General features: G+C 41.3%; 21 protein-coding genes and 2 pseudogenes. 5 read left to right on the top strand and 18 right to left on the bottom strand.

Annotated features, from left to right (window positions below):
- Positions 1-184: 184 nt before the first annotated feature.
- The 6 genes from AB0756_RS07945 to AB0756_RS07920 form a co-directional block, all read right to left on the bottom strand.
- Positions 185-1,951, bottom strand: coding sequence for a HEAT repeat domain-containing protein (locus tag AB0756_RS07945; RefSeq protein WP_050046409.1), 1,767 nt, complete (start codon positions 1,949-1,951; stop codon positions 185-187).
- Complete coding sequence (locus AB0756_RS07940) at positions 1,951-2,358, bottom strand: DUF1257 domain-containing protein (protein WP_038077933.1); 408 nt, start codon at positions 2,356-2,358, stop codon at positions 1,951-1,953. The genes AB0756_RS07945 and AB0756_RS07940 overlap by 1 nt, the downstream gene beginning before the upstream one ends.
- A 105-nt stretch (positions 2,359-2,463) precedes the next feature.
- Positions 2,464-2,838 carry a DUF1257 domain-containing protein gene (locus AB0756_RS07935; protein WP_038077935.1) on the bottom strand — a complete coding sequence of 125 codons (375 nt, stop codon included), beginning with the start codon at positions 2,836-2,838 and terminating at the stop codon, positions 2,464-2,466.
- Positions 2,839-2,866: 28 nt separating this feature from the next.
- Positions 2,867-3,241, bottom strand: a complete 375-nt coding sequence (locus tag AB0756_RS07930) for a four helix bundle protein (RefSeq protein WP_038077936.1) — start codon at positions 3,239-3,241, stop codon at positions 2,867-2,869.
- A 114-nt stretch (positions 3,242-3,355) separates the two neighbouring features.
- Positions 3,356-4,993 (bottom strand): AAA family ATPase, encoded by a 1,638-nt coding sequence (locus AB0756_RS07925; protein ID WP_050046408.1) that lies wholly within the window; start codon positions 4,991-4,993, stop codon positions 3,356-3,358.
- A gap of 387 nt (positions 4,994-5,380) precedes the next feature.
- Positions 5,381-5,947 (bottom strand): hypothetical protein, encoded by a 567-nt coding sequence (locus AB0756_RS07920; protein WP_137986475.1) that lies wholly within the window; start codon positions 5,945-5,947, stop codon positions 5,381-5,383.
- 157 nt (positions 5,948-6,104) lie between these two features.
- Here AB0756_RS07920 and AB0756_RS40005 point away from each other — a divergent pair.
- Positions 6,105-6,221: pseudogene (locus tag AB0756_RS40005) on the top strand (IS982 family transposase); the annotation flags it as partial.
- A gap of 140 nt (positions 6,222-6,361) precedes the next feature.
- On the opposite strand, the gene AB0756_RS07915 reads toward AB0756_RS40005, so the two are convergent.
- The 12 genes and pseudogenes from AB0756_RS07915 to AB0756_RS07860 form a co-directional block, all read right to left on the bottom strand.
- Positions 6,362-8,203 carry a tetratricopeptide repeat protein gene (locus AB0756_RS07915; RefSeq protein WP_038077938.1) on the bottom strand — a complete coding sequence of 614 codons (1,842 nt, stop codon included), beginning with the start codon at positions 8,201-8,203 and terminating at the stop codon, positions 6,362-6,364.
- Positions 8,204-8,373: 170 nt separating this feature from the next.
- Entirely contained in the window at positions 8,374-9,177 is an 804-nt protein-coding gene (gene ssuC / locus AB0756_RS07910) for an aliphatic sulfonate ABC transporter permease SsuC (RefSeq protein WP_038077940.1), read from the bottom strand.
- Between the two features lie 8 nt (positions 9,178-9,185).
- Complete coding sequence (gene ssuD / locus AB0756_RS07905) at positions 9,186-10,343, bottom strand: FMNH2-dependent alkanesulfonate monooxygenase (RefSeq protein ID WP_038077945.1); 1,158 nt, start codon at positions 10,341-10,343, stop codon at positions 9,186-9,188.
- 154 nt (positions 10,344-10,497) lie between these two features.
- The gene (locus AB0756_RS07900; RefSeq protein ID WP_038077953.1) at positions 10,498-11,547 is read right to left on the bottom strand and encodes a sulfonate ABC transporter substrate-binding protein; all 1,050 of its coding nucleotides are present in this window, start codon (positions 11,545-11,547) and stop codon (positions 10,498-10,500) included.
- A gap of 143 nt (positions 11,548-11,690) precedes the next feature.
- The gene (locus AB0756_RS07895) at positions 11,691-12,719 is read right to left on the bottom strand and encodes a sulfonate ABC transporter substrate-binding protein (RefSeq protein WP_038077954.1); all 1,029 of its coding nucleotides are present in this window, start codon (positions 12,717-12,719) and stop codon (positions 11,691-11,693) included.
- A 12-nt stretch (positions 12,720-12,731) separates the two neighbouring features.
- Positions 12,732-13,595 carry a TauD/TfdA dioxygenase family protein gene (locus AB0756_RS07890; RefSeq protein ID WP_038077955.1) on the bottom strand — a complete coding sequence of 288 codons (864 nt, stop codon included), beginning with the start codon at positions 13,593-13,595 and terminating at the stop codon, positions 12,732-12,734.
- Positions 13,596-13,636: 41 nt separating this feature from the next.
- Positions 13,637-14,740, bottom strand: a complete 1,104-nt coding sequence (locus AB0756_RS07885; protein WP_038077956.1) for an aliphatic sulfonate ABC transporter substrate-binding protein — start codon at positions 14,738-14,740, stop codon at positions 13,637-13,639.
- A gap of 210 nt (positions 14,741-14,950) precedes the next feature.
- Positions 14,951-15,367, bottom strand: a complete 417-nt coding sequence (locus AB0756_RS07880; protein WP_038077957.1) for a hypothetical protein — start codon at positions 15,365-15,367, stop codon at positions 14,951-14,953.
- A gap of 81 nt (positions 15,368-15,448) precedes the next feature.
- Positions 15,449-16,519, bottom strand: a complete 1,071-nt coding sequence (locus AB0756_RS07875; RefSeq protein ID WP_167844627.1) for a sulfonate ABC transporter substrate-binding protein — start codon at positions 16,517-16,519, stop codon at positions 15,449-15,451.
- Positions 16,520-16,812: 293 nt separating this feature from the next.
- Entirely contained in the window at positions 16,813-18,009 is a 1,197-nt protein-coding gene (locus tag AB0756_RS07870; RefSeq protein WP_038077959.1) for an acyl-CoA dehydrogenase family protein, read from the bottom strand.
- An 81-nt stretch (positions 18,010-18,090) separates the two neighbouring features.
- On the bottom strand, positions 18,091-18,882 hold the full coding sequence (locus AB0756_RS07865) for an ABC transporter ATP-binding protein (RefSeq protein ID WP_038077997.1): 792 nt from the start codon (positions 18,880-18,882) through the stop codon (positions 18,091-18,093).
- 315 nt (positions 18,883-19,197) lie between these two features.
- A pseudogene (locus AB0756_RS07860) lies at positions 19,198-19,461 on the bottom strand (hypothetical protein); the annotation flags it as partial.
- A gap of 338 nt (positions 19,462-19,799) precedes the next feature.
- Between AB0756_RS07860 and AB0756_RS07855 the strand changes: the two are divergent.
- The 4 genes from AB0756_RS07855 (at position 19,800) to AB0756_RS07840 (ending at position 23,717) form a co-directional block, all read left to right on the top strand.
- Positions 19,800-20,054, top strand: a complete 255-nt coding sequence (locus AB0756_RS07855) for a pentapeptide repeat-containing protein (protein WP_050046406.1) — start codon at positions 19,800-19,802, stop codon at positions 20,052-20,054.
- Between the two features lie 460 nt (positions 20,055-20,514).
- Positions 20,515-21,534, top strand: a complete 1,020-nt coding sequence (locus tag AB0756_RS07850; protein ID WP_038077961.1) for an SDR family oxidoreductase — start codon at positions 20,515-20,517, stop codon at positions 21,532-21,534.
- A gap of 186 nt (positions 21,535-21,720) precedes the next feature.
- Positions 21,721-23,169 (top strand): SDR family NAD(P)-dependent oxidoreductase, encoded by a 1,449-nt coding sequence (locus AB0756_RS07845; protein ID WP_202048586.1) that lies wholly within the window; start codon positions 21,721-21,723, stop codon positions 23,167-23,169.
- The gene (locus AB0756_RS07840; protein WP_202048575.1) at positions 23,121-23,717 is read left to right on the top strand and encodes an IS630 family transposase; all 597 of its coding nucleotides are present in this window, start codon (positions 23,121-23,123) and stop codon (positions 23,715-23,717) included. The genes AB0756_RS07845 and AB0756_RS07840 overlap by 49 nt, the downstream gene beginning before the upstream one ends.
- Positions 23,718-23,884 lie beyond the last annotated feature (167 nt).

The following is a 23,884-nucleotide window of genomic DNA, read 5'->3' as shown; positions in this document are numbered from 1 at the left end:
ATTGGGGAGGGAATTTAATTTCCTTAAAACTTACGCATAGCCCCCGCTCTTAAAAAGGGGTGTTAGGGGTTCCCTCTGGGGTTGGGGGAAAATGAGGGGAGCGACAACGTGTGAAACCCTTAAATAGCGTTAAGGTTGCGTCAGCCCCAAACTTAAACGAGTGAACTTGATAACCACGAGTTGATTACTCACCTTTTACCAAATCCCACAGCAAATCAATAGCACTGCCAATATATTTTGAATCCTGATGATTCTCAATCCATAAAGCAAGAGTCGTGACCAAAGTAGGAGTTTTTTTGCCGACTTGATTTAGTACATCTGCCGTATTAGATCGCACATCAAATTCAGGGTCTTCAAGGAGTTTAATTAAGCTAGGAATAACTGCTTCTGAACCGATTTTACCTAGCGCCTCTACAGCGGCAGAACGCACACCACATTCGCGATCTTCTAAAAGTTTAATTAAGCTGGGAATAACTGCTTCTGAACCGATTTTACCCAACACCTTCACAGCCTCATAACGCACACTAGACGCAGGGTCTTCTAGGACTTTAATTAAGCTGGGAATAACCGCTTCTGAACCGATTTTACCCAGTCCCTCTACAGCGGCAGAACGCACCTCGGATACGTAGTCTTCTAAGAGTTTAATTAAATAAGGAATAACCGCTTCTGAACCAATTTGACCTAACGCTTCTACAGCTGTTGAACGCACATTGGATTTAGGGTCTTCTAGGAGTTTAATTAAATAAGGAATTGCCGCTTCTGAACCAATTTGACCTAACGCTTCTGCAGCTGTTGAACGCACATTGTATTCAAAGTCTTCTAGGAGTTTAGTTAAGTCAGGAATGACTGCTTCTGAACCAATTTGACCTAACGCCCGTGCAGCTTTTAAACGCACATCATCTTCAGGATCTTTTAGCAGTTTAATTAAATCAGAAATGACCGCTCCTGACCCAATTTTATTTAGCGCCTCAGCAGCTTTTGAACGTACAGAGGGTGCAGTGTGTTCTAGGAGTGTAATTAAACCAGGAATTGCCGCTTCCGAACCAATTTGACCCAGTGCTAACGTGACTCTAAAACGCACATCAGATTCGGGGTTTTCTAGGAGTGCAATTAAACCAGGAATTGCCGCTTCTGAACCGATTTGAACCAGTGCATCCGCAGCTTCAGAACGCACCTCAATCTTTTGATGTTCTAGGAGCTTGATTAAGCTAGGAATGGCCGCTTTTAAACGCATTTTACCCAAGGCAAATGCTGCTCTATGCCGCACAAAATGTTCGGGATTTTCTAAAAGTGTGACTAAGCTGGGAATTGCTGCTTCTGAACGCATTTTTACAAGGGTAAATAAAGCCCTAACACCTACAGATTGTTTGGGTTGTTCTAGGAGTGTAATTAAACCAGGAATTGCCGCTTCTGAACCGATTTGAATTAGCGCAATTACAGCTTTTGAATGCAATTCAGGGTGTTCTAGGAGCGTAATTAAGTCAGCAATTGCTGTTTCTGAACTAATTTTACCCAGAACCTCGACGGCGCTAGAACAAATAGAAAAGCTTTCATGCTTAAGTAGCGCTAACAGGGTGGCTGTTGCCTGTTCTTTTTCACCAAATGCGGCACGATATTCTTGAAATCTGAGTCGATCTATTTGCTCAGCTTTATCTTTCAACAATTGCAAGACTTTAGTTTTCAAGGCAGTTTCTTTGAAACTACAAAGAGTTTGAAAAACCTGCTCTCGAATTCTGTCACTTACCTGTGGTAAATGGGTTACTTCCAGTTCCACCAAAGCCTGTAAAATTTCCTCTAATAAGCCAGTATCCCCAACTTTCAAATTTTTGGAATTTTCCGCAAGATAACTAGCAGCAACAAATAAATCGCGGTGCAACCATTGTTCATATTCGCTATGCTGGTTAAGAATTTCTCGAACTGCTTTGGCAACTGAGTTAGTGTCCTCCTTCATTATAACCATTTCGCTACAACAACCCGTACCGTTCCATCTTCTAAAACTTCATCCTCCTCAATAGTAAAATCTTGTTGTTGTGCTGATGCTACTAAAGCATGGTAACCATAGCGCTGCATTAAGCGATTCAACCAAGGTTGTCCGTATTTTTGGCGATCGTATTCAGAGATGATAGCTTGAAATTGTCCGTCTTCTTGTCGTTTAAAACCAATATCGTTGCTTGCTGAACCAACGTATTTACGCCGGATAATAACTTCTGCTGTTTCCAGACGCACATCACCCTGAAATCCAAAAAGGTGTTGAGCGACTTCATGAATTTCTACATTTTCAAAACCTACGTCTGCTAACGCTTTAATCAGTGCGCCTGCATCTTTAATTTGAGTTCTAATGCTAGTAAAATGTGACATGATTTGCTAATGGCTAATGGCTAATAGCTAATGGTTAATGGCTAATAGCTAATGGCTAATGGCTAATGGCTAATGGCTAATGGCTAATGGCTGATTGAGGGGTTACTAGACCCATCTGCCTACGACAACTCGCACTGTTCCATCTTCCAAGACTTCTTCTTCCTCAAGGTTAAAGCCTTGTTCCTGTATCGTCGCTTTCAAAGTTTTGTGAGCGTATTTTTGGGTAATTGAATTCACAAACTGTTGTTGATTAATTTTTGCTCCCCAAAAATCTGCTACTATCTCATAATTTTCTTCATTGCGGCGAAATCCCAAATCGTAGCCGTTTTTCTGCCTAATGACATACTCAGCATGAGTGCGATCGCCTTGATATCCACGTACTGTAGTGTTGCATTCTACTTGGTAACCCAATTCCTGCAACACTTGATGTAAAAATTCACCGTTTTTGATTTGGATTTTAATTGTTGTAAAGTGTGACATGGTTTTGCTAATTGCTAATGGCTAATTGCTAATAGTTGTTTGAGGTTTTGCCTATAGAGTTCAGATAGGCGTTGAGTTTAGGAGAAATCTCATGAATGAGTGTATGTAAGCATTGGATTTGTTCAGTTGTTAGAAGATTTCGTTTGTAGGCACGTCTTAACCAGCTTATTGTTTCATATAGAGAACCTCTTGCAACTTTTATAAAACGTTTGTTGTCTTGAAAATTATACCTTCCTTCTCCTTCTGCTATGTTCGCGCTAATACTATCGGCAGATCTAACAATTTGTTTTCCAATCGTATCCTTATTAAAAGAGTCCCATTGACTAACAATTCTCCAAATTTCATCTGCTAATTTCTCCGCTAATTTATAAACTTCTAGTTTCTCAAAATTAGGTCTTGACACATAACTCCTAATCTTAAAATTAACAATTAGCCATTAGCCATTAGCCATTAACAATTAGCCATTAGCCATTAGCCATTAACAATTAGCCATTAACAATTAGCCATTAGCCATTAGCTAATCCACCTCCAGTGGCTTAATTCCTTGCTGTAAAGTATATTGCTTTAACTCCTGTATAAGTTGTACATCATGTGAAGCTGTTCTTGCTCCTGCTCGTGCTGCCCATTGCTTCAAACCTTCAATTTGTTCGCGAGCTATGGATGCTAAAGGAACTGTTTGCTCGATCGCACGTAAAATATCCTCTGTTGTAAAATCTCGTCTGTGTCCGTTTTCTTTACCAGAGAACGCTATGTGCATGGCGTCTACAATCACCTGTTCAATTTCCGCACCACTGAAATTACTTGTCTGTTTGGCTAACAAAGACAAATTAAATTCTCTCAGACGGTTTGGACGCAGGCGTTGCAAATGAACTTTAAAAATGTCTTGACGTTCAACTTCTGTTGGTAAATTCAAAAAGAAAATTTCATCAAATCGCCCTTTTCTCAGTAACTCTGCAGGTAAAATTTGCACGTTGTTAGCTGTTGCTACAATAAACACGGGACAAGTCTTTTCCTGCATCCAAGTAATCAAACTGCCGAATACGCGCCGTGAAGTTCCGGAATCTCCATCAATTCCGCTCGTAATGTTGCCAAATGCTTTATCAATCTCATCAATCCACAGCACGCAAGGAGCCATTGCTTCTGTCACCTGAATCATTTGCCGCACGCGGCTTTCACTTTCCCCTACAATCCCGCCAAATAATCGCCCAGAATCCAAGCGTAAGAGGGGTAATCGCCATTCATTGGCAATGGTCTTAGCTGATAAGGATTTACCCGTACCTTGAATTCCTACAAGTAAAACACCTTTAGGGTTTGGTATTCCGTAGCGTCTTGCTTCTTCTGTAAAGGTATCTTGGCGTAACTGCACCCACTGCTTGAGTTGATCCAATCCACCAACTCGCTTCAATGATTCCTGTGGTGTGAAGAATTCTAAAATTCCTGTCTGGCGGATCGTTAATTTTTTTTCTTCCAAAACACCACTAATATCAGACTCATTGACCTGCTGTTTTGCTGCTAGAGCTTTTGCTAAAACTTTTTGAATCCGCGTGCGGCTTAAACCTTGACAGGCTTTGACGAGTTGTTCTCTTGCCAAACCAGTCACCTTGAGTTTTTCTGGTACAACTAACTGCTCGATGAGATAATCAATTTCTGAGGTGTCGGGTAAAGGAAAATCAACAACTGTCACTTCTTCTTGTAACTCAGTGGGAAGTTCTAGAGTATTGCTAAGCAATATTAAAGTGTTGCGCGATCGCTTTAACTCCCGTGCTAAGTTTCTTAACTCACGTACAATAGGGGCATTTCTTTCACTCGTAGGGCTTTTAATAAATGGGTGCAAATCGCGCAGCACAAAGATAGCAGATTGCTTGTCATCGGTTTTGGCGATTCGTGAAAGTGCTGCCATCACCGAACCTTTATCTGTAGCATTGTCGCTCCAACCACGTACAACGTCCCAAAACAACAGTTGACGCTTGGGTTGAGAACGCGAAGCAACTTGCAGCAGAACTTCCTCAACAGGTTCTTCTTCGACTGCAATTAAGTACAGTAGGGGATAGCGGGCGCGAAGCATCAAATCCAGTTGGTCTATAAGAGCGATATGTAATTTTTTCTCACCGTCACTGATGGCATTGTCAGCTCCATTTTGCCAAGAATTCGTCATTGCGCCCTACCCCAGTTATTGATTTCCACAATGATGCAGCCAGGGTCATTGAAGAAGACAGTAGTTGTCTCACTCATGCCCCCGTTTTTAGAACATTTGTACTTATAAAATACTCTAGTCGATCGGTTTTGTCTAGACGTTATAGGTATGGTGGCAAAACACCTTCCTCGTTAGCTAGTTAAAATCAAGCAGTTACTTTATCAGCTGATTGCTCTAACTACTGTATAAATCATTTTTGAAATGATAGCAATCGTCAACAATACTTGATTCTGTTAAAGATATAAATAAGAGGCTTTAGCGAGATCGGTAATAATTACGATTGAGTTATTTTTGCAAACCAACAATCTCAACAAAGTTGGGGTGCAACAGCATTGTTATATTAGGGTTTTAGGGATTGTATTCGCACCAAAACCTATGCTTAAATCCCAGCCAATCGCCAGTTTGAAGATAACCCAGATTGTATATATATCCACTCTCCCAAAAACTGAAAATGTAACTTTTACAATCTTGAAGTGTCTCTTGCATAAATTGTCTGACTTGCTCACCCTTGGGATATTTAATTATGTCTGAGAGTGACTCATCAACAGCAAACATTCCACTAGCTCGCAATCCCAACTCAATAGCCTTTATTTTATTAGATGAGGTAGTACAAATGATTTGATGTTGGTAAGTATAATTGTAGCCGCCATAATAGTAGCCATAAATTGGAATAGGTGCTAGCCTCGCAAGAATTTTGTTTACCTTTTCAAACAAGTTCTGTGTATTTGAATTCTCAGATTTGCAAGCAGCAATAATGTCAAGGTTTGCACGCAACGGACGATTATGCCACAACCGAACTTGGTCAGGGACCGTGGGCATAACACAGAGCCAGTCAGTCCAGTCATCAGTAACTGGTTTGTGCATCTCGTTATCAATTTCACGGATTTCTTTTTTTAGTTGGGAAGCTCTGCCCATAAGAACTACTAAGAGGGAATCACTGGGAGCTACCAGCATTGTAGCGGGATACGCGGAATGTCAAATAGAACACTCTCGGCATCGGAGTGAGCAGTGCGGTGCGGGGGGTTCCCCCCGTTGAAGCAACTGCGAACCCGAAGGGTCCATTTAACGTCAATTTAACTTTTTGGTGAATTTAATGGCTGGTTTGGCTGCTTATACCTATTTGCCCAAAAAATCTTCTGTTGACATTTACCCAAAAGATTTACCTGCACTGCCTCCTGCTGTGTTTTAGTTCCGTCGAACTTACCTTAAAATTGGAAGTGACACGGTAAGTACAGCCAAGCGTACAAGAAAGTAACAAATTCTCAAACTTAGACAAAATATAATTTTTCAGGATTAATTTCCTCTTCTATAGCTATCTCACATCTCGGATTAACCTCTATATTCATCTAACAATTGAGGAATGTAATCGTAACCATCTACTCCAATGACAGAAATAATTTTAGAACGGTTTTGCTGTAGTAACTGACTGAATGCTTCTGCTCCTATCTGTCCCTGCAAAATTGTAAGTAAACCCGCCGTTTTTCGCCATTCATTTGATGCAATTTGATTTAACAAATACATTCCCAAAACCCCAGTATAAACTGCTTGTTCTGGATTTTGCAGTTGATAGTAAGCCTCTGCTAAATTAGCTAAATTCAAACCTTGAAGGTATAAATCACCAGATATTTGTGCTGTTTGCAAGCCGTCTTCTAGATGTTTAATTGCTGCTTGCGGTTGTCCTATAACTAAGTAAGCAATACCTAAACTGCTGAAACATAAAGCTTTACTTTGTAGGTCGCCCAATCTCTCTGATAATGCTAAGCCTTGTTGCAAATAGTTAATCGCCATTTCATAGGTTTCTGGTTCTGTTTGTTCTGTCTGCTGTGCTTGCATGACTTCGCTGTAACCTAAATTCACCAGAGCATTTGCTTCCCCTGTACGATCGCCTGTCTGACGGCTCAGTATTAATGCCCGTTGGCTGTAATTAATTGCTTCTGCGTACATTTTTTCCGCAACGCAAGTACGGCTGAGGTGATTGAAATTGGCGATTTCACAAGCACGATCGCCTGCATTGCGTGCTATTTCCAGCGCTGCGGAGTGAAATTCTGAGGAACGTCGGTACTGACCCATTGCACGCTGCGAATAACCTAAAAGTGTCAATACCCTGGCTTTTTCTTGAGTTCCTTCTGCATTTTGTAGTGGTTCGTTCAAATAATCTAGGGCATCTCGTAAATAGCTGCCAGAGAAGGAAGCAAAAATTCCTCCATATAGAGGGAAATACGGACGTTGTGCAAAGGTTCGTAAAATCTGGAGCATGACTTGATGACAAGCAGCGCTATACACGGGTGCAGTATTGCTAAATCCGTTTGCAAGTAAACTCCAAATGACTGCAAAGGTTAAGTAAGTTGAAATTGACAAATTCGATCCAGCTTTTACATTGTAGGGTTGTTGATCGAACCAATTCACTAACCCTTTCTGTAAAGACTGCAAAATCACTGCAATTTCTACCCAATCACTGAGGCTCATACCACTTCTATGTTGGGCAAAATCAATGGCAGACTGTTCCATAGCTAAAGTACGAAACAGTGCTTGGGGTATCTCACTGTTTACCTGCTTCGCCCAAGTTGCCCAAGGACCTTGTTCTCCCGGTACACCTCCAAATCCCAATGTTCCTCGGCTTTGTTCGTACATCCAGCTAATCAAATGATCCTGTAGCCGTTGCCAAGATGTAACACCACGGGTAATGCCTTCTGAAATTTGCTTAAAATCGGGATTGGCTTGGGCAAATTGCTGTAGAGATTTTGAAACTTGTTGGATTTGCGGTAATGTGAGGGGATTTTTCCGATTGGGATCGCTTGCTCTTAAGAATGCAGCTAAACGCCCGCTTGAGTCAGCCGAAGTAATTTCTTTGACTGCGGACGTAATCGCCTCTGCGACTTTGTTTTGCTGCTCGGCGCGTTGCCATTGACTCTGAATAGTCTTCATTGCCCTGAGACTGCGGGTTGCTTTAGCTTGCTTGAGTTCGTCTTTTTCAGTATCGACTTGTTGCTGAGTGGAGTTGAGGCGATCGCTCAAAACCAATTCAAAAACTTCTCCCGTCCCTGCAGTCACCCCTTTTAGTAACATTTGATACACTTGTTCTTGAGAGCTAATCTTGCCCTTAAGGGTGCTTTGGACAATTTCATCAATTAAAGTGAGGTAGCGATCGCGCAATGGCAAAGAGTCAGACACTGTAGCAACCTGAAAGCATTAAAACAATTATGAACTACTTCTCCACAATCGTGCTATTCATCAAGGGCTTTTCGCATTCTTGCTAATTGTAGCAAATACAACAAGACGCGCCATAGCGCGTCTCAACAGGGATGATAGACCGATCGTTTATCGGTCAGCAATATTTGTTCCTAAACATTTTGATAACTGGGATGCCATTGCAGCCAATATCTTTCTAACGCTCTAGCAACCACATCTGCTAATTTACCAAATAGAGCGTATAATAAAATACTCAGTACTACCACGTCTGTTTGCATAAATTCTCTGGCGTTCATTGCCATGTAACCAATCCCAGAATCAGCTGCAATTGTCTCAGCTACGATCAGAGTCAACCACATAATTCCCAATGAAAAGCGTACACCAACTAGGATTGAAGACATTGCCCCAGGAAGAATAATTCGCCAGAACAAAGCCCAAGGATTTAAACCGTACACTCTACCCATTTCAATTAAACCTGGGTCAACGCTGCGAATCCCGTGAAATGTATTTAAGTAAATGGGAAACATAACACCCAAAGACACGAGAAATAGTCTGGCTTCATCACCAATCCCAAACCATAAAATCACTAGGGGAATCAAAGCCAAATTGGGAATGTTGCGGAGCATCTGAAGAGAGGTGTCTAACAACTTTTCTGCAACAGGGGAGATACCATTCAGCAAACCCAAAGTAAACCCAATACTTCCACCTACTATAAAGCCTGATATAGCCCGAATGGCACTGATACTGATATTTCTGAACAGTTCTCCACTTTTAGCAAGTTGAATAGCAGCACCCACAACACCTAAAGGAGCGGGCAAAATTCTAGCAGGGATCACTCCTATTGTAGATAAAAGCTGCCAAACGACTAGTATGAGTACGGGTACGCCCCAAGGAATGATGGTTTGAACGTGTCGGTTGTGCCAAAAATTGGATTTTAATTTGAGTGCGAGTGTCATTGTTACCTCTAGGAAGCTGTTGGTTGTGGTTGGAGTAAATTCGATGTGGAATTAGATGCGGAAGCAAATTCGTTGTAAGGATCGAATTCAGATTGCGATTTGACAGTGGGAAGAGAGTTTAAAGGAAGGCGTGGAAAGACTAATTCAGCAACTCGATAAGCTTCTTCTAAAGAAGGATATCCTGATAGCACAAAGGTATCAATTCCTAAGTCAGTGTATTCCAACATTCGTGCAGCAACTGTGTCAGGATTTCCTACTAAAGCAGTCCCTGCACCCCCACGTACTAAGCCAATACCCGACCATAAATTAGGGCTAATTTCTAATTGCTCGCGATTGCCTTTATGGAGTTCCACCATGCGGCGTTGACCTTCTGATTGCGATCGCCCAAACTTTTGTTGAGCAGCAGTTATAGTTTTCTCATCTAAATATTTAATCAGATCGTTAGCCGCATCCCAAGCTTGTTGGGTTGTTTCTCTAACAATAACGTGCAGACGAATACCGAACCGGACAGTTCTGCCATGTTCTGTAGCCAATCGCCGCACCTTCGCTATTTTCTCAGCAACTTGTTGTGGTGGTTCACCCCAAGTTAAATAGACATCAGTATGTTTTGCTGCTACTTCAATTGCTGCATCTGAAGAACCACCAAAATATAAAGTTGGATGTGGTTTTTGTACGGGTGAAAATTGAAGTTTTGCTCCTTCAACCTTCACATGACGACCGCTAAAGTGTACTTCTTCTCCATGCATGAGCGATCGCCAAATAGTCAAAAATTCATCAGTTAATTCATAACGCTCATCATGAGATAAGAACACTCCATCCTTAGCCAATTCTTCTGCATCACCACCAGTCACCACATTGAGAATAATTCTCCCCTGAGAGATTTGGTCAAAAGTAGCCGCCATCCGCGCAGATAAGGAAGGTGACATAATCGATGGACGAAAAGCCACGAGAAACCGCAAACGTTGTGTAACAGGAATTAAAGAAGCAGCGACAATCCAAGTATCCTGTTTTTGTCCCGTTCCAATCAGCATCCCGCCATAACCGAGTTGATCCACAGCTTGGGCGATTTGAGACATATAAGGATAAGTCGCTTCCCTTCTACCAATTTTTGTGCCTAAATAGCGTTCATCCCCTTGAGTTGGCAAGTACCAAAAAACATCTACCATTTTGTTATCCTTCCCCTATTTAGTTCAAAATTGAGGGATTGGGGATTGGGGAGATGAGGGAGAGGGGGTAGATGAAGTAGAACTTTCTTCCTTGTCTTCCTTGTCTTCCTTGTCTCCCTTTGGTCCCCCTTGTCCCCCTTGTCTACCTTGTCCCTTACCTCTGACTCAACAATCTTTGAGGCGTAATAGCTGCATATTGCTGTGGTGTGAGGATCGCTTGCTGGATATCAATTTTTTTAGGTATCACTTTTTCTTGATAAAAAGCATCAGCAATACGCTGTTGTTGGTTAATAATATCCGGTGTCAATCTCCTCAAACTATAAGTTCGCCGACGAACGACAACTCCCAGAATAGATGGATCGAGCTTAAGTTCGGGAGCAAGCAATTTGACAATTTCATTGGGGTTAGCTTCAGCCCATCGTCCTAACTTGTCGATCTCATCCAAAACCACTTTCACAAGTTCGGGGTTTTGTGTCACAAAATCACGTCTGGATAAATAGAAACCACCTTGCGTTGCAATTCCACCCGCATTTCTTAAAGTGCGAGCATTCGCTGTTTTTTGTACAAAAGCATAAAAGGGGTCCCAAGTCACCCAAGCATCAATTTTCTTTTGTAGAAAAGCATCACGGGCTTCTGCTGGAGTCAAACTAATGGGTTGAACATCACTAAATTTTAAGCCTGCTTCTTGTAAAGCTTTTAATAATAAATAATGAGAAGCTGAACCCTTCTGAAAAACCACTTTCCGACCTTTCAGATCTGCAACTTGCTTAATAGGAGAATCTTGCCTGACTATAATGCCACTCCCTTCACCTTTGCTGGGTTTGCGCCCTGCAATATAAACAAGTTGTGCGCCAGCCGCTTGAGCAAAGATTGGTGGTGTTTCCCCCACACTACCTATATCAACTCTACCTGCATTCATGGCTTCCATCAACTGAGGACCGGCTGGAAATGGTGCCCAGTCTACAGAAACTCCTAAAGCTTGAAGACGTGGTTCTAAGACTCCTTTGAGTCTAACAATATCCCCAGAAGTTTGATAGCCCATTCGGACTGTATTTGTCTTAAATCCAGAAGGTTTTGTTTGTGCTTGCCCTTTCTCTATAAAATCCCCAATAAGGGGAACTGAAAAACTAGATAATCCTAATAAAGAGTATTGTGCAAAGTTTTTTAAAAATTTGCGGCGTTGTTGTAAAAAATGTTCGTCCATAATTGTTATGAAACTCCTCACTTTAATTCAGTTTTATTGAAAAATCCAGTAATTGGGGAAATAACCACCAGAGGTATACAAAGAATAAAGTTCTACCCTCTGTCCCCCTTGTCCTCCTTGTCCCTAAACCCATCTCCACTTCCTTACGAAGATTGCGGTGTCCAAACAGCCTCTTTAATTTGAACTGGTTTCGGAATTAACTTCAACTTGAAAAAGAGATCTGCCATTTGCTGTTGTTCTTGCACTATTTGGTCATCCATATAGACCACACCAAAATTAGGTCGTCTTTGAAAAGACCATTCCCAATTTTCTGCTTTAACTCCTGTTGCTGTTTCTAGAATTTTGGCAGTTTCTTTGCGGTTACTCTTTGCCCAATCCTCATCTTTTTTCTGTTCCTCAAGAATTGCCTTGACAAGATCTGCATGCTTGTCAACAAAAGAGCGAGTGGCAATAAAATAAGAACGTTGTTCTGCCACTTTTTCACCATTAGCAAGAAGACGTGCTTTTCCTGTTCGTTCCGCTTCAGCATAACGAGGGTCAGATGTTACCCAAGCATCAACGTTTCCTCCTTCAAAAGCAGTCCGAGCTTCTGGCGGTAAAAGATAAACTGGCTGAATGCCTTTAAGTGTCAGTCCAGCTGCTTCCAAAACTTTTACTATAAGATAATGCCCCGCTGTTCCTTTACCGACAGCTACTTTTTTCCCTTTGAGATCGGTAACTGTCTTAATGGGAGAATTTGGTTTTACTAAAATGACTTGTCCCCTACTATTGGGTAAACTGCTAGCAACATAAACCACTGGTGTTCCTGCTGCTTGGGCAAAAATGGGAGGTGGCGCACCTACAACCCCAATATCTACCGCTCCAGCATTCATCGCTTCCATCATGGGCGGTCCTTGAGAAAACTCACTCCACTTGACAGTAACGCCTGAAGAACCCAATCTTTTTTCCAAACTACCTCTAGCTTTAACAATATTTAAAAAAGCTGTTCCTTTTTGGAATCCAATGCGAATTTCTGTTTGTTTAACCTTATCGGAAGCTTGTTCGGCTGTTGGATTTTGACTCTTTTGTACGCTCTGAAGATTTGAATTGCTGCCAGTGTTTGTCCCGCAACTTGTAAGAGTTATCAGTAATAAAACTAAGGGCAACTTTGACTGAACAAATTTGACAATCATTGTATTCCCACCTTAAAAAGGACGACTACCAGCAAGGCTGACTCGCTTCATAACACGTCGGTAGTTGGGATCGAATGCTTGACGGTAATGCAACGTAGCTTGGTTATCCCAATAAACAATGTCGCCTACAGACCATTTGTGTTTGTAGTAAAACTGGGGCTGATTGAGATGTTGTCTTAATTGTTCAATGAGTTCCGATCCTTCTTGTGGATCTAAGCCCACAATTTCTACCTCTGTTGCATAGTCTAGGTAAAGAATCTTTTTACCAGATTCAGGGTGAGTTCTAACTAAGGGATGGGGAAAAACAGGGCCGATCGGGGGGATGCTTTTATCAAAACGGTACTTTGGTTTTGGCTGGCTGCGATCTCTTAAGAACGGGTTGTATGTAATCAACTGTAAGTTAGCTATTCTTTGCTTTGTTGCTTTATCTAACTCTTCGTAAGCCAAATTGAGATTTAACCAGTAGGTATCCCCACCTTCAGGAGGGACTTCAAGAGCGTAGAGCAACGATCCACTTGAAGGGTAAGGAGTCCAGTGGTGATCTGAATGGAAAGCAAGTTCGCCAGTACCAGTGTATCCACCATCGACATTAGAAATGGGAATGACAACTGGAGTCACCCCTGGTTCGGAAGCCAGTACTGGAATGTCATCTGGTGGGATGAACAGAGAACCAAAGTAAAAAGCAAAATTTAAGAGTTCGTCATCAGTAAGATTCTGATTTTTAAAAATGAGAATGTGGCGATCGCGCAAAGCTTGTTTGAGTTGTAATATCACCTCTGGCGCAACAGGTTTGCTAGCGTCTAATCCAGTGACTACAGCACCTAAAGGAGCATCTAGTGCAGTTATTTTAAATTCTGTTAAGGTTAATGCAGGCATGATATTTACCCTATTTTGATGATCTGTCAACTAATAATTCTTCACTGTCTTGCTAAAACTTCTTGAGGAGTAATTTGTGCGTACTCTTCAGGACTGAGAAAGCCTTCTCTCACATTGACTTTCTTAGGTATCAAGCCCTGACTGTACCACATATCTGCAACCTCTTGTTGCTTGTTGATGACTTTTTCGGTAATTGGTTTCAATCCCCATTCATATTTTCCGTGCATTTTCTCTAATGTTGGAACATCTAGTTGAGTCACTGGAGCAAGAAGTTGTGCCATTTCTTTACGATGGTTTTTAGACCAAATTTCTGCTTTTTGCAGTTCCTCAAAAAATATTTTTATCAGTTCCGGGTTTTCTTGGTAGAACTTGCGTGATGTGGAGTAAAAGTTACCAGTATCCCTTAACTCACCACCATTTAGTAACTCGCGACCTATTTTCTTCTGTTCAGTTCTTGTGACAAATGGTTCCCAAATAAACCAACCATCTACTTTTCCCTGACTAAATGCCACATTAGCATCAGGTGGCGGTAAATAAGTAGACACCACATCGCTTAATTTTAACCCGTCTTTTTCCAGTGCTTTGACTAAGAGATAGTGACCGATAGATGCTTTTTGAAAAGCAATTTTTTTACCCTTTAGATCGGCAATCTTTTTGGCAGGAGAATTAGTAGGAACTAGTAGCGAAACTGTTTTGCCATTAAAAGGAGTTGTCGCGAGATAGACGAGCGGTGCTCCTGCGGCTTGAGCAAAAACGGGAGGTGACTCAGCAGTCGAAGCAATATCAAGAGAACCTGCGTTAAGGGCTTCTAGTTGTTGCGGTCCTGCTGCAAACTCTGACCATACGATTTTAACACCTTCAGGTTCCAATCTTTTTTCTAAAGTACCTTGCTTTTCTAAAACTGCTAAAGGCGTCAGTTGTTTTGAACGAACAATACGTATGACTTTACCGCTGCTAGTGTCAGTTACTTTCTGAGCACTGGTATTAGTTGCTGGTGCTTGCTGTTGAGTTGTCGTTGGTGGTTGCGAACTACAACTTAGCAAAGTTGTAGAAAGTACTAAGCTATAACCGAATCCAAAAAGTAGAGAACGGCGAGTGACTGGCGAATTGCACCACAATTTAAATTTTTTTTTCAAATTTTGCATACTGAACTTAATTCCAATCCAATAATTTCAAAACTACAATGCAACAATATTCGTCATTAATAATTTCTAACTCTGAGATCTATAGCAGTCCTAACTGACTTACAAACACCTCCTCCTTGTTCCGATCTCAAATAGAATTGCTATATAAGTCTGTTATTTTCATAACATGAATCATTTTTTTCCAAGAATTCCACCAACACCAAATTCGAGTTAATGGATCATGACTGTATCTGGCTTCCGTAAGGCTTGATTTTGTTGGCTCAGCCCCGGTATAGCTAAAGGTGCAATTAAACAGCCTAGTATCACTAAAAGTGATGCGCTAAAAATGAAATTTATTCCAATATCTTCCCCCTTATTAGCAGGCAATTGCACTAACTCTTTTGACAATTTTTTTTGTAAAGACATGGGATGAGTGTCAAATAAGAAAAGAGTGAGATTACCTAACCCTAACTGGTACATTGAGTTTGTACGATCGATGCGATCGCAGGAGGAAATTTCTTCTACTTCTCCTACTTTTGTCTTTTCAGAAATCTCGTTTATGGGGCTAAGCAAAACTTCATCCTCAACCCGCCGTGGCTTTTTCTTAGGAAATAGTTGCAATTTGAAAACACTAGAAGAGGCTACCATAATTGAGTTCCTTTTTCATACAAAGTATAAATTACAACTGAATGTTCTCTGATTTCCTATTTAAGAAGGATAATTCAGAATCTAATTTTTCTGAGAAGAAGTGTTTGGGATAATTTTTGAGAACTGAGCTACCCATACATCATCTTTAACTTGGATTGGTTTTGGAATCAGCTTTTGATTGTAAAACAGATCGGCTACTTGTTGTTGTTCGTTAATATACTCATCAGTCATATCAAATACACCAAAATAAGGCCGTTTTTTTAAAGCCCATTCCACAACAGTGGTGTCATATTTAGTTTGCTCTGCTAATAACTTGGCAACTTCACCTGGGTTAGCCTTTGCCCATTCTTCCGCTTTTTTTTGCTCTTCTAATATCACCCGTACAAGCTCGGGATGATTTTCTGCAAAAGTGCGTGTAGCAATATAGAAAGCTCGTTGAGGAGCAACTTCATTTCCCCTAACAAGAACGCGTATTTCTTGTGCTAACTCTTTCTTAGCTAGATATGGATCTCCAATAGGCAAAGCATCAACTTTACCTCCTTCAAAAGCTACTTGACTTTCTGGAATGCTGAGGTAAACAGGTTGAATATCATTGAGAGTTAATCCCGCCTTCTCCAGCACTTTTAAAATTAAGTAATGGAGAGCGGTTCCCTTCTGTATTGCAACTTTTTTTCCTTTTAGATCGGCAAGGCTTTTAATAGGTGAATCTTTTTTGACGATAATAGCTTGAGCACCTGCATTAGAACCCGTAGCCGCAACATAAACGATGGGATTATTTCCCACTTGAGCAAAAATCGGTGGCAAATTACCGACATTACCTATGTCTACACTATTTGCTGCCATCGCTTCCATCATAGGTGGACCGCCTTGGAATTCGATCCACTTAACAGCAATGCCTTCTGAGATAAAGCGCTGTTCTAAATTTTTCCTTGCTTTTAGAAGGTTCAGACCTGGAGTTCCATTTTGATGACCGATGTTAATTACTTTTAGCTTGGAGTTGCCTTTGGTTTGTTGAGGCTGAGTATTGCTACGACTTGGCGAGCTACAGCCTGTTAGAGGCAATACCCACATAAACAGACAAGCTGTAAGAGTTAGCCAAAAAGATGAAATATGTGTGCGATCGCTTTTTGAATAACAAGTATATTGTACCATTATTTATTTTAAGTGTTATCACAATCCTGAGTTAGTCGAAATTTTCCATAGATTTATAACTTCTTAATTAAAAACAAATAACAGTCCTTTGGGGAAAGTAGTTAAACATTCATACTGTTAAAACATCTTTTGAACGCAATGACTGCTCTTGAAACTTTCATCATTCTAAGTAACATCTCTTGCTGCTTAAAAAAATTAAAATGTAGGAAAAAGGGTGGTTTAAAAACACCCTTTGTTGGAAGAGCAAAGGAAAAAGCAAAAGTGATGTTTTAGTTACTAATTACTGCTCGCTGTTAACTGTATTGAGTAATAATCGGTAACTCATTGTTTAGTACCCAATTCCCTATGTCGCGAAACTTGTAATCTACTGGATCGTGAAGGGTGAAGGTACGCAAATCCCGCCAGTAACGATCGAAGCCATATTGATTGGCAGTAGACCGAGTTCCCGTAACATTAAAGATGTTATTGACAATTTCTAGCCCTACTGTGGTTGTAAAGGCTTTGGCAGAAAAAACTGCGAGCGCAACTTCTCCCCGTTCTTGAATCGTTAACTCTACTCCTTTATTCCATGCTTGCTGGACTTGTAGAGCTACGCGATCGGCTAAGGTGGTAGCAGCTTGAAGTTTTGTCCAAAATTCACCGTAGTTGTGCAAAATATAAGGATCTAATGTAGCTCTATCCACCCCTGAAGTAATCCAAGGTTTTGTCTGGGTTGATGTATAGTGTTTTGCTGCTGTAAAAGCTCCTTCAGTTATACCAAGATATACATAAGTTTTTGTTAATTGAGCGATGATTCCCAAAAATGTAGCAAAAGCATTATCAGGAGGAGTAGGATATCCCAAAACTTCATTGTTGTAGACCAAAACGTTATGAAATGTAAAAGTAGCGCTATCTGTTCGCCTTTGTCCAAAGTTATCCCAATCTTGAAGAGACACGACACCTTCTCTCTCTTTGGGAATCACAAAAGTTAGCGGTACTTCAACACCATCTTGGATTGCAGCAAACACTCGCAAGTCGGAGATTCCAACACCAGTACCAAAACTCTTTACACCATCAACACGAAAATGTGCGCCATCTGGACTAATTTTTAGGCGGGTGTCACGCGTGTTAATCGCATTAGCCCAAAATAAATTCTTCTCAGCAGTTTCCCGATAATACCTGTCTTTTTGTTCGGCTGTACCAGCAACATAACCTAAAGCTGTGAGATTTAGATGGTTACCATACAACTGCCCAATAGATCCATCAGCCTTAGAAAGTTCTTGGACTATTTTCAAAGCTTCTACCCAAGTCGCTCCAATACCACCGTATTCCTTTGGAACTATCAAGGGCAATAAACCAGTTTCACGCAGTCGCTGCACTTCTACATCTGGAGATCCTGCTTGGGCGTCTCGCTCAACTGCTGTTTTAGCGAGTTCTTGAGATAGAGAAGAAGCAATTGCAAGCCAATCTTTGACTGTTTGAAACTCTTGAGTATCTAGGAGTTGAACCATTAACCAATTCCTCTGTTGTTGTAATGACTGATAATTGGATATCGAGCATTGGTATGACTCTTGTTCTCTCAGTCTTTTGAGCTAATTAATCACTTCCACTAGCTCGCGATCGCTTTTTTGTTCTTGCTGCTGACCCATCACGCGTTGCAGAATATGTTCCACTGTCTGAGCAAACACTGCGTTTCCTCTTGCTCTGGGGCGGGGAAGGGCTATTCTTTGATCCAATGCGATCGCCCCGTTTTCAATTAATACCACTCGATCTGCCAGAACAACGGCTTCTTCGACATCATGGGTAATCAAGAGGGTAGTAAATTTCTGTTCTTGCCACAAATCTTCTAACAATTGCTGCATTTCAATACGGGTAAGAGCATCTAAGGCTCCAAGAGGTTCATCTAGAAGTAATAACGAGGGCTTACCAGCTAATGCTCTTGCTAAAGCTACCCGTTGGCGCTGTCCGCCGGAAAGCACAGATGGCCATTCATGAGCGCGATCTTCAAGACCTACACATCGAAGAACGTGCAAGGCAGTCTGTTTTGCATACACTTTAGATTTTGAATTAAACAAACCCAATTCCACATTTGCCAGTACCCTCTGCCAAGGCAAAAGGCGTGCATCCTGAAACATCATTCGCACCTTTGAATTAAGACGACCGTGCGCTTGATTTCCATCTAGATACACTTTCCCTGTCGTGGGAGCATCCAGCCCTGCAACTAGGCGTAACATTGTACTCTTACCACAGCCACTGCGACCTACAATGGCTACAAACTCTCCTGGCATGATATCCAAGTCCAATCCTCTTAAGACTGTTTTTGCCCCAAAGGACTTCTTTAGCCTTTCCAGTTTTAAATGCATTCCACGAGTTTCAAAATCCATCTCAAAAAAGACCTCCAACAATGTATATCGTGTAAACTCTATGTCAGTTACTGTGTTATTAAACTTAAAAAATACGGTAATTTGATAAAGTTGCCGTAATTTGTTTCTAATAATTTTGCATAGTTTTATAGCAAAAGCAAGTGTAGTTTGTAAAAAATTACAAACTAGTTTCTCAAAAACCACGGAATAACCGGTAACTTAACGCAGTTGGCTGCGATCGCCTTTAGTGCTAAGAGAGAATGTTTTAAGTTTTGCAAAGGCTCGATCGAGCTGTGCCTGAGTTAATGCACCAAAACCAAGAATCAGTCCTCAAGTTCAAAAACAGGTTTCAGTTCTACCGATACCGGAATTCCCACAGTAGGTATTGTTATTGACCACAGTGTTGTACTCATCGGGTCCTGTAACACCATTAATGCAGAACTGACCGCCCCTTCGCTGAGAAAATAGCCTAATATTCTACCACATCCGAGCCGTTTCGACTAACATCTCTGCCCCTTCTTTGAAGAGAAATTTCTCATCCCCTGTCGTTTCAACATACTTTTTCAGAGCATACATGATATCTGCATTAATGTGATATTGAACAGTTCCAGCCGCATAATAGGCAGACTAAGGATTTTAAGATTTTTGCAATATCACTGAATCCTTGACGCAAAAAAGCGAAGACGAAAGGCATTTAGCGTCTATATTAATAAGTTGTGAATTTCCAATGGGTGAGCGATTGCTTGAAAAGCAGTATTTAGAGGGGGGAAATGCAGTTAACTTAAATCCCATTCCAATACTGCTTGAGTTAACAAGATTTTTCATCAGGACAAGCAGGGGGCGTAGGGGAGGAAACAATGGCTTAACTAAGTAGTATTGGGATCGAAGAGGTTTAGTAGGTTATTTCTATATGTGTTAATTGGTACAAAAAGTAAATTATGAACGGTAAAGAATTGCTTAAACGTTACGCTGCCGGAGAGAGAGATTTTAGCGGGGTCGATCTCAAGGGAGCTAATCTTAGTGGTGTCCACCGTCGCTTTGATGTTGGGGCTTATGACGAACCCTATCGCCAGGGAATTACTTCCGATTTGAGCGGGATTAACCTCAGTGGTGCCGATTTGAGTGAGGCTAACTTGAGGGGAGTTAATTTGGCTTCCGCTAACTTGAGTATTGTTAGCACGCTCTTCTATTAAATAGCTATCTTCTCATACAGTCATTTTTAGTTTATTTACCTGCACCTACTTAACTGTATCCCTACACACAAGCTAACTTAATAATGAACCTATTCCTCTGGTAGAAGTTGGGAAATCTAGAGGCATCTATGATACTTATTAGGGCTACAAAATCAAGCATATACTAAATTATGTATTTAAATTTATAAGCAAAAGTTTTTGTACTGAATAAAAATTTGAGATTGCTTTTTCATTTATGGTTTATTAAGTTTTAGTATTTTCAATTTTGGTGAGCTACTCTTTGTTTGTTTCTGGGGCAATACTTAGCTCTCGTACAAGTGTAAGGAGAATAATGAGTCATTTGCCAATCATAATTCTCATGTACTGCCTAACTCTATTTAGAAATTATTTTGTACTTCTACACCCTATACCTGATACAAACTCTTTTTCAAGCAACTCAGTATTAAAGGAGTCATAAAGAATGCAACTCAAGCCGATAAATCAGCAAGTTGTCGCAATTGTGGGAGCTTCTAGTGGCATCGGGCGGGAGACAGCTCGGAAATTTGCCAAAAAAGGAGCATCTCTGGTTGTGTCTGCTCGCAGCCAAGAGGGGCTAGAATCCTTAGTAAACGAAATAGCGAACATAGGTGGCAAAGCAATTGCTGTACCCGCTGAGGTGTCTGAGTTCGAGCAAGTTAAAGCTATTGCAGACAAAGCTATTCAAGTATATGGAAAGCTCGATACTTGGGTACACTGTGCTGCCGTCAATCTTTACGCTACCTTTGAGCAGACAACTCCAGAGGAATTTAAGCGCGTCATTGATATAAATTTAATGGGACAGGTGTACGGAGCGATGGCGGCATTACCTCATCTTAAACGCGAAGGGCGAGGGGCGCTGATTCATATTTCTTCAGTAGAAGCAAGGCGATCGTTTCCATTCCACAGTGCCTATGGTGCATCCAAGCATGGAATCGATGGTTTTTTAGAAGCTTTGCGGGTTGAGTTGATGCACGAAAAATTGCCCATTAGCGTCACTAATGTCATGCCCGCCTCAATTAACACGCCCTTGTTTAACAAATCCCGCACAAAGTTGGGTGTGAAACCGCAGGGGCTACCACCGTTCTATCAGCCAGAAGCTGTAGCAGACGCGATTCTTTATGTTGCTGAAAACCCAACGCGTGATATCGTCGTTGGCGATGCAGGACAAGTTATGAATTTCCTACAACGGCTTTCACCCCAGTTAATGGATGCTTTATTGGTGCAAATAGGGTTTAAGTTGCAAAAGACATCGGAACCCAAGACAGAAGACGCGCCTGACAATCTAATTGAGCCTATTTCAGGTTTCAATCGGGTTCATGGTGATTTTGGCGAAAAAACACAACCAAGCGTTTCTACGTGGTTAGCAACACATCCAACAGCAAGGTGGAGTATTGTAGCCTTAGGAACTGTAGCGTTGGGAGTGCTGGCAGTACAAGCCTTCAAAAATAGCGCACTGATTTAGGTTAGTTAATTAAAAAGTGGGTTGTTAATTCCCAACGCCCTTTGAACAATTGCTAACCCAAGCAATGATGTTTTCTACCACGGGTTATGACGTATTTTTCAGTCATTAAGTTTATTGAAAAATACGCCATAACCTTAAATACGTTACTAATGACCCGAAGCAAAATCATCAGGAGCTACCTATTTTATGAATGCAAACTATCAGAATTTACTTATTCTTACAGCAGCCATCATCGGTACATTGCTAAGTTCGCTTTTGTTAGATCGCTGGTGGCGGGAAAGAATATACAATCTAAATGGCAAGACCGTACTCATTACAGGGGGTTCACGGGGGTTAGGTCTGGTTCTGGCACGTCAGTTGGTTCAAGCAGGAGTAAGGTTGGCAATCTGTGCGCGTGACACAACAGAACTGGAACGGGCGCGTACTGAGCTAGAACAACGAGGCGCAGAGGTTCTGGCTTTGCCTTGTGATGTGACAGATCGAACCCAGGTTGAGCAGATGGTGCAGCAAGTACGCGATCGCTCCAAAGCGATCGACATCCTGATTAACAATGCAGGTACTGACATTGTGGGTCCAATGGATGACATGACGATGGAGGACTACGACGACACAATGAAGTTGCATTTTTGGGCACCGCTTTACACCACTTATGCCGTTCTACCGTCCATGCGACAACGGCAGGCTGGACGGATTGTTAATATTTCTTCGATTGGTGGTAAAGTCGTTTCCCCACATATGGTGGCCTATTGTGCCAGTAAGTTTGCCTTAACCGGTCTATCCGAAGGGATGCGGACAGAACTGGCAAAAGAAGGGATTGCTGTCACAACCGTATGTCCCGGTTTCATCCGCACAGGCGTTGTGGAGCATGTCATTGTGAAAGGTCAGCACCGTAAAGAGTTTGCCTGGTTCAGTATTGCCGATTCATTGCCCTTCATTTCGACCAGCGCTGAGAATGTTGCTCGCCAAACCATAGCGGCGGCTCGACGGGGTGATGCAGAATTGATTGTGCCGCTTCCAGCTTGGATTTCTGCTAAGTTCTATGCTCTGTTTCCAGGGTTATTTTCCAATCTACTCAGTTTCGTAAATTGGTTGCTACCTGCATCGGGTGGCATTGGTAAAGAGCGTGCTTTTGGAAAAGACAGCCACTCATTTTTGTCGCCCTCTTGGTTAACTTACAGCAGTTTCCGATGTTATGAGGTACAGTTAGTATTAATAAAATCAAAAGATAATACTGTCATGAAAGCATATTCAGTAGATATTCGAGAAAAAATAGTGGCAGCGCATATTGAGGAAAAAATCTCGATTCGTCAAGTAGCACTCAGATTTGCAGTGAGCAAAAGTTTAGTACAAAAGCTAGTAAAGCAACAAAAAAGTCATGGTAATTTACAACCATTAAAACCGGGTAAGCCACGATTTAGTCATCTGACAAATGCGGAATTAGAGTTAAGAGAACTAGTGTCAGAGAATCCGGATGCAACAATAGTGGAATTCTGTGAATTATTTGCGGCAAAGACAGGTAATTGGGTGAGTCAGACGGCAATGTGTCGTTCTTTACAAAAATTAGGATTAAATCGCAAAAAAAAACATTGCGGAGTAGCCAAGCAGCAACTCCAAGAGTTCAAAAACTCAGAGTAGAATATTGGGAAAAAGTCAAGGAGATAGAGCCAGAAAACTTGGTATTTTTAGATGAAACAGGGGTAATACTGGGTTTAGCAAGAACGCATGCACGTTCACAAAAGGGAACAAGAGTATATGAAATGAAGCCATTTTACCGGGGAGCAAAAGTTACGGTGATTGGAGCAATAAGTCTTAAAAAAGTTGTGGCATTAATGACAATAAATAACTCAATGGATAGCCTAGCTTTTGAAGGATTTATTGAGAAGTTCTTATTGCCTCAATTATGGCCGGGAGCAGTAGTAGTTATGGATAATTTACCGGCACATAAACTAGCATCAATCGAACCAATGATTGAATCTGTAGGTGCAAAAGTCTTGTGTTTATCTCCATATTCTCCTGATTTTAATCCCATTGAATTATGGTGGTCACAACTTAAATCTTTTTTACGTACTTTTTCTCCAACTACAACCGAAATGGTTGATAAAGTTATCTCTGTTGCTCTCGACTTGATGAATCCTCAACATTTAAAAAATTGGTTCACTAAGTGCTGTTATTGTACCTCATAACATCGGAATTTGCTGTATCTGAGCCACAGAGCAGCACGGCGGAACAACGAGATTCCAGTAGACCAGGCAGATGGAGATAGGGCAGAGTACAGTTCTGTCAAGAACAATGCTCCTTTGGAGTAGCCCCAAGAGGCGATCGCTCCAGTAAGCACCTTTGAGAAACATGA

Origin of the sequence: Tolypothrix campylonemoides VB511288_2 (genome assembly GCF_045999855.1) — a bacterium.
GTDB classification, from domain to species: Bacteria; Cyanobacteriota; Cyanobacteriia; order Cyanobacteriales; family Nostocaceae; genus Scytonema; species Scytonema bouteillei_A.
The sequence above is the reverse complement of the archived record's forward strand: the minus strand, read 5'-3'. Positions and strand labels throughout refer to the sequence as shown.